The organism is Sulfitobacter sp. SH22, assembly GCF_965641905.1.
GTDB lineage: Bacteria > Pseudomonadota > Alphaproteobacteria > Rhodobacterales > Rhodobacteraceae > Sulfitobacter.
The window spans coordinates 1,497,885-1,512,156 of record NZ_OZ282573.1 but is presented as its reverse complement, the minus strand read 5'-3'; the positions used below and the strand labels follow the sequence as shown (position 1 = coordinate 1,512,156).

The window sequence follows — 14,272 nt, the reverse complement described above, 5'->3', positions numbered from 1 at the left end:
GAGCATCGGTGCAACTTTGATAGCTTGGGCGCAACAACCAGGCGAGGGGGCCGATATGGCATTGGATGAGCATAAAAAGTCTGACGGCAAAGGCCCTGAAAAAGGCGTCTGGAAATCCGGCAAGGGCAAGGGCCGCACCCATACCAAGGGCCGCCAGCTGGACGATGCCGCATGGGACGACGTGCGTGCATTGCTGGGTGACAAACCCCGCCGCGCGGATTTGCTGATCGAACATCTGCACCTGATCCAGGACGAATACGGCCATCTGTCGGCCGCCCATCTGCGCGCCCTGGCCGAGGAAATGCGCCTGAGCATGGCCGAGGTTTACGAGGTCGCCACGTTTTATGCGCATTTCGATGTGGTCAAAGAGGGCGAGACACCTCCGCCCGCGCTGACGATCCGTATCTGCGATTCTCTGGCCTGCGAGATGGCGGGCGCACAGGCGTTGAAGGCCGCACTTGAGGATGGGTTGGACGCTGCCGAGGTGCGTGTCGTGCGCGCGCCTTGCATGGGCCGTTGCGATACCGCGCCCGCGCTTGAGATCGGGCATAACTTTGTCGATCACGCCACATTGGAGAAGGTCGAGGCGGTGATTGCCGCTGGCGACACCCATGTGCATATCCCCGACTACGAAGATTTCGCGGCCTATGCGAAGGACGGCGGCTATGAGACGTTGAAAAACCTGCGCGCCACCGGCGATTGGGAGGCAGTGCAGGACCAGATGCTTGAGGCGGGTCTGCGCGGTCTGGGCGGCGCGGGTTTCCCGTCGGGCAAGAAATGGGGCTTTGTGCGTGGCAATGCCGGTCCGCGTTATATGGCCGTGAACGGGGACGAGGGCGAACCGGGCACCTTCAAGGACCGCTGGTATCTGGAACGCGTGCCGCATCAGTTCCTTGAGGGGATGCTGATCGCCGCATGGGCCGTCGAGGCGGAAAAAGTGTTCTTGTACATGCGCGACGAATATCCGCAGGTCTTGGCGTTGCTGCGCACGGAAATCGCGGCACTGGAAGAAGCGGGCATCGTCGAAGCAGGTTACATTGATCTGCGGCGCGGGGCGGGGGCTTATATCTGCGGCGAGGAATCCGCGATGATCGAAAGCATCGAAGGCAAACGCGGGATGCCACGGCACCGCCCGCCCTATGTGGCGCAGGTCGGTATCTTTGGCCGCCCCACCTTGGTGCATAACGTCGAGACATTGCATTGGGTCACGCGGGTGTGCCGCGAGGGGCCGCAGGTGCTGAACACCACGGTCAGGAACGGTCGCAAAGGGCTGCGCAGCTTTTCGGTTTCGGGACGTGTGGCCAAGCCGGGCATGTATCTGTTGCCCGCCGGATCAACGATCACCGACATCATCGAGGCCGCAGGCGGCATGGCCGAAGGCCACGTGTTCAAGGCCTATCAACCGGGGGGGCCGTCTTCGGGACTGCTGCCAGCGTCGATGGCCGATATCGCGATGGACTTTGACGTTTTGCAGGCACACGGGTCATTCATCGGCTCGGCGGCGGTTGTTGTGCTGTCTGAGGCCGACAGTGCCAAGGCCGCAGCGCTGAACATGCTGCGGTTCTTTGAGGACGAAAGCTGCGGCCAATGCACGCCCTGCCGCGTGGGCTGCGAAAAGGCGGTCAAGCTGATGCAGGCGGACCGCTGGGACCAACCGCTGCTAGAGGAACTGTCCCAAGCCATGGTCGATGCGTCGATATGCGGGCTGGGGCAGGCCGCGCCGAACCCGATCCGGCTGGTGATGAAACATTTCCCAGACGAGGTCTAGCCCCGGGTTGACCGCAGCGTAATCCGGTCGATTATGCTGAATACACCGTGGTCTGGCGCGAGAGTGCCAGACCCGCTTGCGGGTATTCAACGCAGGATTTCCCGCGCGCCCAAGGCCACCTGCGACAGCGTATCGGATGGTTTTTTCCAATCGTCGGTTGTCTTGACCTTGGTGCGGACTTCTCCAAATTGCAAATTGCCGCGATTTGGGCCATGGTAGATTTCTAATTTACCCGCAATGACAGTCGTGGGTAAGGCACCGCAAGAATGGAGACGCAGCAATGGCCATACGGTCTATACGCCCGCTTGTTAGTTTATGTGTATTTGCCATTTACGCCTTGGCCGGGCCTGTACAGGCCGACCAACCACAGCTCAACTTCGCCGTGGCGCTTAGTCCGCCGCATATCACCGTTGAGCAAAACGGTGATATCGACCTTATCGTCAAGGAAACTTTCAGGCGCGTCGGCGTTACGATTGCCTATCAGCCCACATCGGTCAGTCGCGGATTATATGGCACCCTCACGGGTGAATTTGATGGTTTTTTCGCAACTCCGATATTGACTGCGCCAATGTTAAAGCCTTTGGTGCGCGTCGAGGAACCGATTTTTTCCAGCATTGCCGGCGGTGTCTTTCTGCGCGACGACATCACGATTTACGAACTTGCGGATTTCAAGAAATACCGTGTCGGCTATGGCAAGGGATGGAAGCAGCCGGGCATACTGCTGAAAGATGTGCCAGAAACACATACGGCCAACTCTCCCGAGCTTTTGATGGAAATGCTGGCCCAGAACCGGATTGATGTGGCCTTTATGTACTTCACTCATGCCCGATATATCGCCGACAAGAAAAAGATCACGGGGCTGAAATTCTCTAAATTCATCGACTATTCCGGCCTCTTTATTCATCTTAACCCGAAACATGCGGATCTAGCGGCCGATCTTGCCCAAGCGCTTCGGGACATGCGGGCTGACGGGACTTATATGGATATCCTGAGCCGCGCCGATCTTTCGACCAAGCAAGGTTTGTCGGAATGATATGCCGATTTGTCCCAGAGGGCATCCGTCGGGAAATCTGTCGGGCGATCTGGGGGCCGATGACCGGTCTGGTGATCGTCGCATGTCTGGTCCCGGCGGTTTTCTACTATGATATTTCCGAAGCGCGGCTGAAAGAACGTGTCGACAGCCTTGCGGCCAGCACTGCGGCGACGATGCAAGATGACATCTGGCAATATGATCTGGAAAGCGCGCAAAGGCTTCTGGACAGCTATGTCGAGCTTGGCGTCGTCACCGGGGCGGGGGTGTCGGATGGCAGATTGATCAACCTTGTTGCAGGGTCTCTTGACAACAGCACGCTTGCCTACCGGTTGGAGGTGCCGCTTTTCGGGGCGGACCGGTCAAGTGATGTGCAAATCGCCACATTGGTCTTTGAGGTGTCGCATGGCGAGATCTGGGAGGTGATCCTGCTGCGGCTGGCCGTCACGATGATCATCTCGGTTGTCTTTATTTTCTTTACGGCAATGCAGGTGCTGCGGCTGATGGATCGCACGGTTTTACAGCCGATCCTGAATGTTTCAGATACGCTTAAGGAGTTTCCCGACGATTGGAAAACGCTGAAAATCGAACTGGATGACGGACCGACCCCGCGTCCTCGGGACGAAGTGACCACCTTGGTTGATGCGATCCACGGCATGCGCGACCAGATTTTGTCATCGCAGGCGGCCGGCGAAAGTTCCGAGAAAAAGCTGGCCTATGCAGCCTCTCTGGCGCGGCTTGGCTATGCCACGTTTGATATGACAACAGACAAGTTTACCGAATGTGACCCGATCTTTGCCCAGGCGCTGAACATGACCATGCAGCAGGTCATCGACATGGATATGCGCAAGGATTTCGTCGGCACGTTGTTGCGCGGCGAGAGTGCTGAGAAGCTGCAATCGATCGGCGAGCGGCTCCAAAGCGGGGAGCCTGTAGATACCATCCTGAAATATACGATGGAAGACGGGGAATCCCGGTTTTTACGCCAGATCATCCAGCCGTTGCGACACCCCAAGACCGGCGATCTAATGCTCGAAGCCGTGTCTTTGGACGTTACAGACCAGAAAATCCTCGAAGAACAGCTTTTGCAGGCGCAAAAACTGGATGCCATTGGCAAGCTGACGGGCGGTGTTGCCCATGATTTCAACAACTTGCTGGCGGTTATTTCCGGCAACATCGAACTGACGCTTTTGACGCTGGAAAACCAAAGCGAACGTGTTTTCCTTGAGGTGGCTCTTTCGGCGGTGCGCAACGGGGCGAATTTGACCCAACAATTGCTGTCCTTCGCGCGCAAACAGCCTTTGTCGCCGACCAATTTCGATGCCGCAGTGCTGATCAACAAATCCCACGCCTTGCTGGGGACGTCTGTGGGGGATGCGATAGATCTGGAAATCCTGACCGAAGACGGGCTTTGGAAAACCTTCGCCGATCCGGAAAAGCTGAAAACCACGATGCTCAATCTGGTGCTGAATGGTTGCGACGCCATGCCGGACGGGGGCAGGCTGACGATCAAGATCAGCAACTGCAAGATCGGCCCGGACTATGTTTTGCGCCGCGCAGAGGTGGAGGCAGGCGACTATGTGTGCATATCCGTCAACGATACCGGCCATGGCATGTCAGATGAAACGCTCCAGCGTGCGGTTGAACCGTTTTTCACCACCAAAGGTGTCGGCAAGGGTACCGGGCTTGGTCTGCCGATCGCGTTTGGATTTGCCAAACAATCGAAAGGGCATCTTGAGATATATTCCGAACAGGGGATCGGCACGTCGGTCAAGCTGTATCTGCCACGCGCGCTAGAGGTCGAAAACGCGGTCGAGATTGAAAGACCGCCCCCGTCTCGCGCCAATTTCGCAGGGATGGTGGTGCTGCTGGTCGAAGACAACGCGGAGCTTCGGAAAATGTTCAAGCTCATGCTCGTGGCGATGGGCTGCGTTGTACATGAAGCCGACGACGGTCCCGTGGCCCTGGCGCTGGCTGAAAACCTGCCGAAGGTTGATCTGATCCTGAGCGATATTGTTTTGCCGGGGGGCATGGACGGGACGCAGGCGGTCAAAAAGCTTGCAGTGTTCTTCCCTGATGCCGCCGTGATCTTTATGTCGGGGTTCACCGAAAATCCGATCATTCAGAACGGCCGTATGGATGCGGGTATTACCTTGCTGCAAAAGCCCTTCGGGGCAGCTGAACTGACTGCGGCAATCGCAACACTGCGTGGTTGAAACGGCACGCAGGCCCGGCTTTGGGCTAGTTCTTGACCACGAGGCAGGTACATCTTTTCTGGCGCAAACCCGCGCAAAGCTGTTGGGCGCTTGTGCGGGTGTCCGCGCCATATTGCGCAAAAAAGAACCCTTTGCGCCCTGACACGCGGTTTTTCTTATAAAGCATGTCCAGTTTCCGGCCCTTCACTGTGGCCCGGCAGGACGACATATTCGATGCCGCCTTGGACTGTGCCGCCCGTTTGCTGGTGCCAAAAGCGACCTGCACCCCCCAGGGTTTCAGCACCGGTGGCGGCGGCGTGAGCTTGAGCGGTGTAATGCGGCGCGATGCGGCCATCATGTAGCACGCAGGCAGGAATGGCGCGTCTTTTGACAAACGAAAATCGGGTGCTTTCGGGGGGGTGTCGCGCCAGATATCGGCGGCCAGACCGGTGATGATGGGGACGTAATTCACCGTTTCAGGGGCCAGCCCTTTGCCTTGCAAAAACCCTTCGGCGCGGCGTTCGCCACCGTTATAGCCAATCGCTGCCATGCCTTCGTTACCATATTTCCCAACCATTTCAGCAAGGTACTGCGCGGAATGTTCCAATGCGTCGGCCGGATTATAGGGGTCTTTCAACCCACGCAATGCGGCGGTTGACGGAATGAACTGCGCGATCCCGCGTGCGTTTGCATGGCTCAGGGCGTTTTGGTCAAAGCGGCTTTCTTGCCAGATCAGCCGCGCAAAGAAGTCGCGGTTCAGCCCGTGCCGGTCCGAGAAAACCTTGATCGCATTGCAGGTGTCATAGACGAAATGCGCGGGTCTGATGCAATGGGCATGGCCCCATTTGGTGCTGGAACAATAGCGTTGGTCGGGGTCCGCGCGACCCGCGTTCCCCAAGAGCAGAAGGGCAAATATCAAAAACCAACGCATGATAACTTGGTGGGGCAGGCTGCGCGGGCTGTCAATTCCTGTTGGTGCCCTTTCCTCTGACCCGTTGAGCCTATAGATCATAGCAAACGCCTGATACTTTTGCGGAGACTGCGCTTGGCCTTTTTCAAGAAACTGAAAAGCAAACTGTTCAAATCATCGTCCAAGATTGACGAAGGGCTTGAGGCGATCATTGAGGACGGCGGTGTTGTTGACGCCCCCGAAACCGTTGACGAACTGCCCGTCGATCAGGTGATGGACACCCCCGTCGCCGCAGTCGAGGCATTGCCCGAAGCGGTCGATGAGGAGCCGGCACCTATGCCTGCCGACACGGTGGATGCGCCTGAACCCGTGTCCATCCCCAAGGCGGTTGAACCGGCCAAGCCCGAGCCCGTGCAGCCGAAACCCGTACAATTAGAGCCTGTAAGCCCCGAGCCCGCAAAGCCCGAGCCCGCAAAGCCCGGTCTGATGGGGCGTTTGATGGGGCGCAGCACCGCCGCACCTGTTGTGCGTCGCGTGTTGGATGACGAGATGCTCGAGCAGCTCGAAGAGCTGTTGATCTCGACCGATATGGGCGTTGATACCGCCTTGCGCGTGACGGCGAACATGGCCGAAGGCCGCTTTGGCAAACGTCTGTCGGTCGAAGAAATCAAACGTCTGCTGGCTGCGGAAATCGCGCGGATCATGGACCCGATCGCCAAGCCGCTGCCGCTATATGCCAAGACACCACAGGTGGTGTTGGTTGTGGGCGTGAACGGGTCGGGCAAAACGACAACCATCGGCAAACTGGCCAGCCAGTTCAAGGCGGCGGGCAAGCATGTAATGATTGCCGCCGGTGATACCTTCCGCGCCGCCGCGGTTGAGCAGTTGCAGGTCTGGGGCGACCGTGCGGGCGTGCCTGTCTTGACGGCGGCCCAAGGGTCCGACCCCGCCAGCCTTGCCTTTGAGGCAATGGGGCAGGCCGAACGCGATGGCGCGGATCTGCTGTTGATCGACACCGCCGGACGCCTGCAAAACCGGGGTGACCTGATGGAGGAACTGGCCAAGATCGTGCGGGTGATCCGCAAGAAAGACCCGTCGGCCCCGCATAACACCCTGTTGGTGCTGGACGCGACAACGGGCCAGAACGCGCTTAATCAGGTCAAGGTATTCCAAGAGATTTCGGATGTGTCGGGTCTGGTCATGACCAAGCTGGATGGCACAGCCAAGGGCGGTGTGCTGGTGGCCTTGGCGGATAAATTCGGCCTGCCGATCCACGCGATCGGGGTGGGCGAACAGATCGACGATCTGCAACCGTTCGATCCGCAGGAATTCGCGGATGCGCTGATGGGGCTGGACCCGCAGTGACCCTGTCGCATAACGGGCTACACCCGTGACCGAATGGCTGGCCCAGATCGAGGGCACCGCAGCAGGGCATCAGGCCGCTTTGTATCTGGCATTGCTGGCAGCCTTCCTGCACGCAGTATTCGGCGCGCTGCAAAAGGGGCGGCATGACCCGTGGATGACCCGTGGCGCGATTGATTTTTCCTATTGCCTGATGGCCGCGCCCTTTGCCTTGTTTGTGGTGCCTTGGCCCGAACCGCATATGTGGGTGATCTTTGCCGGGGCTTTTGCGATCCACATTGTGTATAAGGTGCTTCAGGCGTGGGCCTATACCAAGGGGGCCTATACGGTGGTCTATCCTGTGGTGCGCGGCACGGGGCCGCTGTTCACGGTGATCGGGGCCTATCTGATCTTCGAGGAAAGCTTTACCCTGACGCAATGGATGGGCGTGGGCGTGCTGATGGCCGGCATCTTTGGGTTGGCGGTGTATAACATGGTCTATCTGGTGTCGGAGCGTGACACGCTGAACACCGCGCTTGGGCTGGCTGTGCTGACCGGTTTATGTGTCGCCGTCTATACCACCTTTGACGCCTATGGCATCCGTGCGACGGAAAACCCGTTCACCTTTCTGGCATGGTTTTTCATGATCGACGGTCTGGTGATGCCCGTGATTGCCGCGCGGCGTTACGTGAAAATGTCCAACCCGCCCGCGCTTGGCCCGCTGATGCTGCGCGGCGTCATCGGCGGTATCGTCGCGTTTTTCAGCTTTGGGGCGGTCATGCTGGCCACACGGTTGGACAAAGTCGGCGAGGCCGCGGTGCTGCGCGAAACCTCGACCGTGTTTGCGGCGATAATCGGCTGGTTGGTCCTGAAAGAAACAGTTGGCCCGCGCCGCGTGGCGCTGATGGCATTGATCGCAGCAGGCGCTGTGATAGTGGAGATGGGCGGCTAATGGAGAGCAAGATGACCGAGAAACGCAAGATCAACCCGTTGCTGAAATCTGCCCTTGAATTCGGGCCCGTGCTGATCTTTTTTGCGGCCTATCTGCGCTACAAGGATGACGTGTTCACGGTCTGGGGCACGGAATACAGCGGCTTTATCCTGATCACTGCCGCCTTTGTGCCGCTGCTGATCGCTTCGACCGCGGCGCTATGGGCCTTGACCGGCAAGCTGAGCCGGATGCAGGTCGCGACCGTGATTTTGGTGACGTTGTTCGGCGGGCTTTCGGTCTGGCTGAACGACGAGCGGTTCTTCAAGATGAAGCCTACGGCGATTTACCTGCTGTTTGGCGGCTTGCTGGGCATCGGGCTGCTGCGCGGGCAATCCTATCTGAAATACGTGATGGAAGAAACGATGCCGCTGGAAGACGCGGGCTGGATGATCCTGACCAAGCGGCTGATGCTGTGCTTTTTCGGGCTGGCGCTGGCGAATGAATTGATCTGGCGTTTTGCCAGCACCGAAACCTGGGTTTATTTCAAAACCTTCGGTCTGACGGCTGCTGTCTTCGTGTTCTTCATGTCGCAGGGCAAATTGTTTCAGACATACGGCCTGGAAAAAGACAAAGCCTGATGCGCCGAAGGGGCCTGTTCGTGGCCCCTTCGTTTGCCAGGATCACATCGTGATATGCGCCAGCCGTTCTATTTTGATTTGAACAAGGTCGTCTGTGCCGCGCTGTCTTTGCTGAAATCCGCGCGCTTTTCCGCAAATAACGCGCGCCCCGCCTGAACGCCTTTGCGGGCACCCATCATTGCCAGCCAGCGGGCCATGTGGGGTTTGTCATCCAGCGTCTGCTGTTGCCCTTCCCACAGCGATGCCCAGCCCCAAATCGCGAAATCGGCAATCGACAGAAAATCACCTGCCACGAATTCATGTTTTGCCAGTTGCCGGTCCAGAACCCCGTAAAGCCGTGCCGTTTCAGCGCGGTAGCGGTCTTTGGCATAGGGTAGATCGTTGGGCGGATCCATCTGGGGGGCGTATTTCAGAAAATGATGCGCCTGGCCTGCCATTGGCCCAAGCCCGCCCATTTGCCACATCAGCCATTCCTGCACGGCGATCATTTCGCGTTCGGTCGTGCCGCCGAACTGGCCGGTTTTGCGGGCAAGATATTGCAGGATCGCACCGGATTCAAAAATCGACACCGGCGCACCGTCCGGCCCGTCCGGATCAACGATGGCAGGCATACGGTTGTTGGGCGCGATCTTTAGAAATTCGGGTGCGAATTGTTCGCCAGCGCCAATGTTGACCAGATGGGTGGTATAGGGCAGGCCCATTTCCTCGAGGGCGATGGATATTTTCCAGCCGTTCGGCGTCGGCCAGTAATACAGATCAATCGGGGCGGTCATGCAAAGTCACCTTTTGGAAACACGGGTTGGCCTATACTGCGCGTTTCTTTGGCACCTACAAGGGAAAGGGCACTCTGCTATGACGCTGCCTGTTGACGTGAGGGCCGCACAGGCGTAGCAGATGTCGCGTGGCGATTTGTTACCGGATTGCGGGCCACGGGCAGGGCGACTTGCTGAAATACCGCTAAAAGGTCAGGATGAAAGCCCCCTTTCGCTTGACCGCGTCTGGGGTTTTTTTACGCCCGATCTGTCGGGTCAGAAGGATGATAAAGATGAGCAACGATTGGAAACCACGCACCAAGGCCATTCACATGGGCACCCGCCGCAGCCAGTATAACGAGCTGTCCGAGGCGATGTTCATGACGCAGGGCTTTGTCTATGAAAGTGCCGAACAGGCCGAGGCACGGTTTCAATCGCTGGGCGATGACGAATTTATCTATGCACGCTACGGCAACCCCACCGTGCGCATGTTCGAAGACCGTATCGCAGGCATGCTGGGCTATGAAGACTGCTTTGCCTGTACATCGGGCATGGCGGCGGTCAGCGGCGCATTGACGGCGTTGCTGAAAGCGGGCGATCACGTGGTTGCCGCACGCGCGTTGTTCGGGTCGTGCCTGTACGTGCTCGAAGACATCCTTGCGCGGTTCGGCGTCGAGATCACCCTGATTGATGGTACCGACAATGCGGCATGGGATGCAGCGATCCGCCCCGACACGCGGATGGTGTTCTTCGAGAGCATCTCGAACCCCACATTGGAAGTGGTGGACATGCGCCATGTGGTGGCTAAGGCTCATGCGGTTGGCGCGTTGGTGCTGGCCGATGATGCGATGGCCACGCCGGTCTATTCCTATGCACGCGACTGCGGGGCCGACATTGCGATCATTTCGACCACGAAACACGTGGACGGGCAGGGGCGTCTGCTGGGCGGTGCGATCTGCGGGTCCAAAGACCTGATCCGCGGCCCGATCGAGGCCTATATGAAACACACAGGCGGCGCGATGAACCCGTTCACCGCCTGGACCCACCTGAAGTCGCTGGAAACCATCGACCTGCGGGTCCGCGCCCAGTCAGACGCGGCCTTCAAGCTGGCCGATGCTTTGGACGGTCACCCGCGTTTGAGTGCCGTGCGCTATCCGACACACCCGTCCCACCCGCAGCACGCGCTGGCGCTGGCGCAGGCCCCGTCGGGCGGCACCGTCTTTGCGATCGAGGTGAAGGGCGGCAAGGAAGCTTGTTTCAAGTTCCTGAATGCGTTGGAGATTATCACCATTTCCAACAACTTTGCCGATGCCAAATCAATTGCCACGCACCCGGCGACCACCACGCACCAGCGTCTGCCGCAAGAACAAAAAGACGTTTTGGGCATCTCGGACGGATTGGTGCGCATGTCGGCAGGTCTTGAGGATGTGGATGACCTGCTGGCGGACATCAAACAGGCCTTGGACAAATCAGCGTAATTTTCTGACACCCATTTCCACTATTTTGAGCAGTTTGTTGGAAACGGTGCGGTGATTGCCCTATATATGGTCCAGCTACCAAGGGGGGCTTTATCATGAACGTCATCGCACCTGTTTCCGGCGCACCTGACCGCGACGCCGCTATGACCGCGCTTGATACGTTGCGGGCCTGGGCTGCGGCGGCAAGCCAGTCGGAGATCGACACGCTTGACCCCTCCTTGGCGCGGCTGTTGACCAAGGTTGATGACTACCCCGAATTCAACCGCGTCTACCCCGAAGATTTCGCGGTAGGCGATAATTACAAGGCCACCTTGCCGGACCTGCAAAACGGGCCGTCCAGCCTGATCCGCGGGGCCAAGCAGCAAATCCAGCATGTCGGTATCTCGAACTTTCGACTGCCCTTGCGGTATCACACCCGCGACAACGGCGATCTGACCTTAGAGACCTCCGTGACAGGGTCGGTCAGCCTTGAGGCGGATAAAAAGGGCATCAACATGTCCCGCATCATGCGCAGCTTTTACAAGCACGGGGATGCGACGTTCAGCTTTGAGGTGATGGAAGCCGCGCTGGATGACTATAAGGCCGACCTGGAGAGCTTTGACGCGCGCATCCAGATGCGTTTTTCCTTTCCGATGAAGATACAAAGCCTGCGGTCGGGACTGTCGGGATACCAATATTACGACATCGCGCTGGAGCTGGTGGAAATCGGCGGTCTGCGTAAAAAGATCATGCATCTGGATTACGTCTATTCGTCCACATGCCCCTGTTCGCTGGAACTGTCCGAACATGCCCGCGCCACACGCGGTCAGCTGGCCACCCCGCATTCGCAGCGGTCCGTGGCGCGGATTTCCGTTGATGTGAATTATGATGCGGAATGTCTGTGGTTCGAAGACCTGATCGAGGCGGCGCGCCGTGCTGTCCCCACCGAGACCCAGGTGATGGTCAAACGCGAAGATGAACAAGCCTTTGCCGAGCTGAACGCCGCCAATCCGATCTTTGTCGAAGACGCGGCGCGGCTGTTTTGCGAGCAGTTGCAGGCCGACCCGCGCATCGGTGATTTCCGTGTGGTTGCCAGCCATCAAGAAAGCCTGCACAGCCATGATGCGATCAGCATCCTGACCCAAGGCGACACCTTTTCCGCGCAAAGCATCGACCCCAAGCTGTTCACCACCTTGTTTCACGTCGGGTGATCTGACGGCCTCAAAACCGGTTAAGTTTTCACGCCGCTCAATTTTTGGGCGGCGTTTTGCTGTCTCTGCCGCCTTTGTAACGTTAGTCGTGCTGCGATGCGGCATATCCGGGATGCTGCTATGCAGAATGGGCAATTCTCATCCGGGCTGTGGCGTATATATTGAAGTCAACACAGCGTAACGGGCGGAAATGCCTTAACAAACCGAAAGATCTATCATGGCTTACAGCAGCACAATCTCCCACACCGGTGGCGTCTCCCTGAAATCCCCATTCGTTGCAATCGGGGCGTTCTTCTCGCGGATCGGTCACGCAATGATCACAGCCAACGGCAATTCCGGTCGTTTGCGCGAAGTCGAGATGCTGAACGCAAAATCCGACGCAGAGCTGGCTGAAATGGGCATCACGCGTGACAAGATCGTTCACCATGTATTCCGCGACCTGTACTATATCTAAACAGGTCTGACGGTGCAGAAAATGCGGCCCCGCTGACATCAGCGCGGGCCGTTTTCGTTTTCCGGCCGCCTGATCCTTGACTCCGCCGCTGCGGCGCGCCAACGCTGCCCCCATGTTGGATATGAGACCCGTTGGATATGTGATCGGCTTGTTGGTCGCAGTGCTAGGCATTGCGATGATCGTGCCGATGCTGGTGGATATTGCCGAAGGGCGCGGGCATTGGCCGGTCTTTGTTGAATCGGGCCTGATTACCATTCTGGGCGGCAGCATGATCGCCTTGGCCTGCGCCAATGGCGTCAAACAGGGCCTGACCATCCAGCAGACGTTCTTGTTGACCACTGGCGTCTGGCTGATGTTGCCCTTGTTCGGGGCCTTGCCGTTCATGCTGGGTGCCACCGAGGCGCGGCTGGTGGATGCGGTGTTCGAGGCCATGTCGGGGCTGACCACCACGGGATCGACGGTGTTCACGGGGCTGGATGATCTGCCCAAGGGGCTGTTGCTGTGGCGCGGCATCCTGCAATGGCTGGGCGGGATCGGTATTATTGTTGTCGCCATGGTGTTCCTGCCCGAACTGCGGGTCGGCGGTATGCAGATTTTCAAATCCGAAGCCTTTGATACGTTTGGGAAAATTCTGCCACGCGCGGGGCAGATCGCCAGCCAGATCTCGGTGATTTACGTCTGGCTGACCTTTGCCTGTACCCTGACCTATCTGGCCCTTGGCATGAACCTGTTTGATGCGACGGTTCATGCGCTGACCACTGTGTCGACGGGTGGTTTTTCGAATTACGACGCGTCTTTCGGCACGTTTTCAGGCAAGGCCGAATATGCCGCGTCCTTCTTTATGATCCTCGCGGCACTGCCGTTTGTGCGCTATGTGCAACTGCTGAACGGGCACCCGATGGCCCTGCACCGTGACCCGCAGGTGCGTGGTTTTCTGTTGGTTGTCAGCGTCTTGGTGGTGGTGATCTTTATCTCGATCCGGGGGCTGTTTCCGCAGCATTGGGAACAATCCCTGCGCGAGGCCCTGTTCAACATTACCTCGATCATCTCGGGCACCGGCTATGCGTCGGTTGATTATATGGAATGGGGGTCGTTTCCCATTGCGCTGTTCTTTTTCACCGGCCTGATCGGGGGCTGTGCGGGGTCCACCGCCTGTTCGATCAAGATCTTCCGCTATCAATTGCTGTTTGCGTCGATCCGGGCGCAATTGCAGCGGATCAGATCACCCCACGGCATTTTTACCCCGCGCTATGACGGTCGCCCGATCAGCGGCGATGTCATGATATCGGTCATGTCGTTTTTCATGTTCTTTACCCTGACGCTGGGCCTTGTGGCTGTGGCGCTCAGCATGACGGGGCTGGATTTTGTAACCTCGGTATCGGGGGCAGGGGCCGCCCTTGCCAATATCGGGCCGGGTCTGGGCGATATCATCGGGCCGGCTGGCAATTTCAGCACGTTGAATGACACGGCCAAATGGATCCTCACGGCAGCAATGTTGATCGGGCGGCTGGAACTGATGGCGGTTTACGTCATTCTCACCTTCAAATTCTGGAGAGCATAATGGCGAATTCAAAGACAGCGCAGA

The 14,272-nt window shown here is 58.1% G+C and carries 12 protein-coding genes; 10 read left to right on the top strand and 2 right to left on the bottom strand.

The features are described 5' to 3' along the window. Positions 1-55 precede the first annotated feature (55 nt). The 3 genes from ACSQ13_RS09335 to ACSQ13_RS09325 all read left to right on the top strand — a co-directional run bounded on the left by ACSQ13_RS09335 (position 56) and on the right by ACSQ13_RS09325 (position 5,014). Entirely contained in the window at positions 56-1,768 is a 1,713-nt protein-coding gene (locus ACSQ13_RS09335) for an NAD(P)H-dependent oxidoreductase subunit E (protein ID WP_295509310.1), read from the top strand. Positions 1,769-2,048: 280 nt separating this feature from the next. Further along, on the top strand, positions 2,049-2,801 hold the full coding sequence (locus tag ACSQ13_RS09330; protein WP_295509307.1) for a substrate-binding periplasmic protein: 753 nt from the start codon (positions 2,049-2,051) through the stop codon (positions 2,799-2,801). Next, positions 2,798-5,014, top strand: coding sequence for an ATP-binding protein (locus tag ACSQ13_RS09325; RefSeq protein WP_295509305.1), 2,217 nt, complete (start codon positions 2,798-2,800; stop codon positions 5,012-5,014). The genes ACSQ13_RS09330 and ACSQ13_RS09325 overlap by 4 nt, the downstream gene beginning before the upstream one ends. Before the next feature lie 25 nt (positions 5,015-5,039). On the opposite strand, the gene ACSQ13_RS09320 is transcribed toward ACSQ13_RS09325, so the two are convergent. After that, positions 5,040-6,005, bottom strand: a complete 966-nt coding sequence (locus ACSQ13_RS09320) for a lytic transglycosylase domain-containing protein (RefSeq protein WP_255200142.1) — start codon at positions 6,003-6,005, stop codon at positions 5,040-5,042. 33 nt (positions 6,006-6,038) lie between these two features. On the opposite strand from ACSQ13_RS09320, the gene ftsY reads away from it, so the two are divergent. The 3 genes from ftsY to ACSQ13_RS09305 are packed head-to-tail and all read left to right on the top strand — an operon-like array spanning position 6,039 to position 8,813. After that, positions 6,039-7,268, top strand: coding sequence for a signal recognition particle-docking protein FtsY (gene ftsY / locus ACSQ13_RS09315; protein WP_295509301.1), 1,230 nt, complete (start codon positions 6,039-6,041; stop codon positions 7,266-7,268). Positions 7,269-7,293: 25 nt separating this feature from the next. Further along, positions 7,294-8,196: a DMT family transporter gene (locus tag ACSQ13_RS09310; RefSeq protein ID WP_176249491.1), complete on the top strand. Its 903-nt coding sequence runs from the start codon at positions 7,294-7,296 to the stop codon at positions 8,194-8,196. A gap of 11 nt (positions 8,197-8,207) precedes the next feature. Next, positions 8,208-8,813, top strand: a complete 606-nt coding sequence (locus ACSQ13_RS09305; RefSeq protein ID WP_176249490.1) for an inner membrane-spanning protein YciB — start codon at positions 8,208-8,210, stop codon at positions 8,811-8,813. A gap of 68 nt (positions 8,814-8,881) precedes the next feature. On the opposite strand, the gene ACSQ13_RS09300 is transcribed toward ACSQ13_RS09305, so the two are convergent. Continuing rightward, positions 8,882-9,586, bottom strand: coding sequence for a glutathione S-transferase N-terminal domain-containing protein (locus ACSQ13_RS09300; RefSeq protein WP_176249489.1), 705 nt, complete (start codon positions 9,584-9,586; stop codon positions 8,882-8,884). Between the two features lie 272 nt (positions 9,587-9,858). On the opposite strand from ACSQ13_RS09300, the gene ACSQ13_RS09295 reads away from it, so the two are divergent. The 4 genes from ACSQ13_RS09295 (at position 9,859) to ACSQ13_RS09280 (ending at position 14,248) form a co-directional block, all read left to right on the top strand. Beyond that, positions 9,859-11,043 carry an aminotransferase class V-fold PLP-dependent enzyme gene (locus ACSQ13_RS09295; RefSeq protein ID WP_176249488.1) on the top strand — a complete coding sequence of 395 codons (1,185 nt, stop codon included), beginning with the start codon at positions 9,859-9,861 and terminating at the stop codon, positions 11,041-11,043. A 95-nt stretch (positions 11,044-11,138) separates the two neighbouring features. Further along, positions 11,139-12,233, top strand: a complete 1,095-nt coding sequence (gene folE2, locus ACSQ13_RS09290; protein WP_176249487.1) for a GTP cyclohydrolase FolE2 — start codon at positions 11,139-11,141, stop codon at positions 12,231-12,233. A gap of 217 nt (positions 12,234-12,450) precedes the next feature. Further along, positions 12,451-12,687, top strand: coding sequence for a hypothetical protein (locus tag ACSQ13_RS09285; RefSeq protein ID WP_176249486.1), 237 nt, complete (start codon positions 12,451-12,453; stop codon positions 12,685-12,687). A gap of 112 nt (positions 12,688-12,799) precedes the next feature. Beyond that, positions 12,800-14,248: a TrkH family potassium uptake protein gene (locus tag ACSQ13_RS09280; RefSeq protein ID WP_176249485.1), complete on the top strand. Its 1,449-nt coding sequence runs from the start codon at positions 12,800-12,802 to the stop codon at positions 14,246-14,248. Positions 14,249-14,272: the final 24 nt, after the last annotated feature.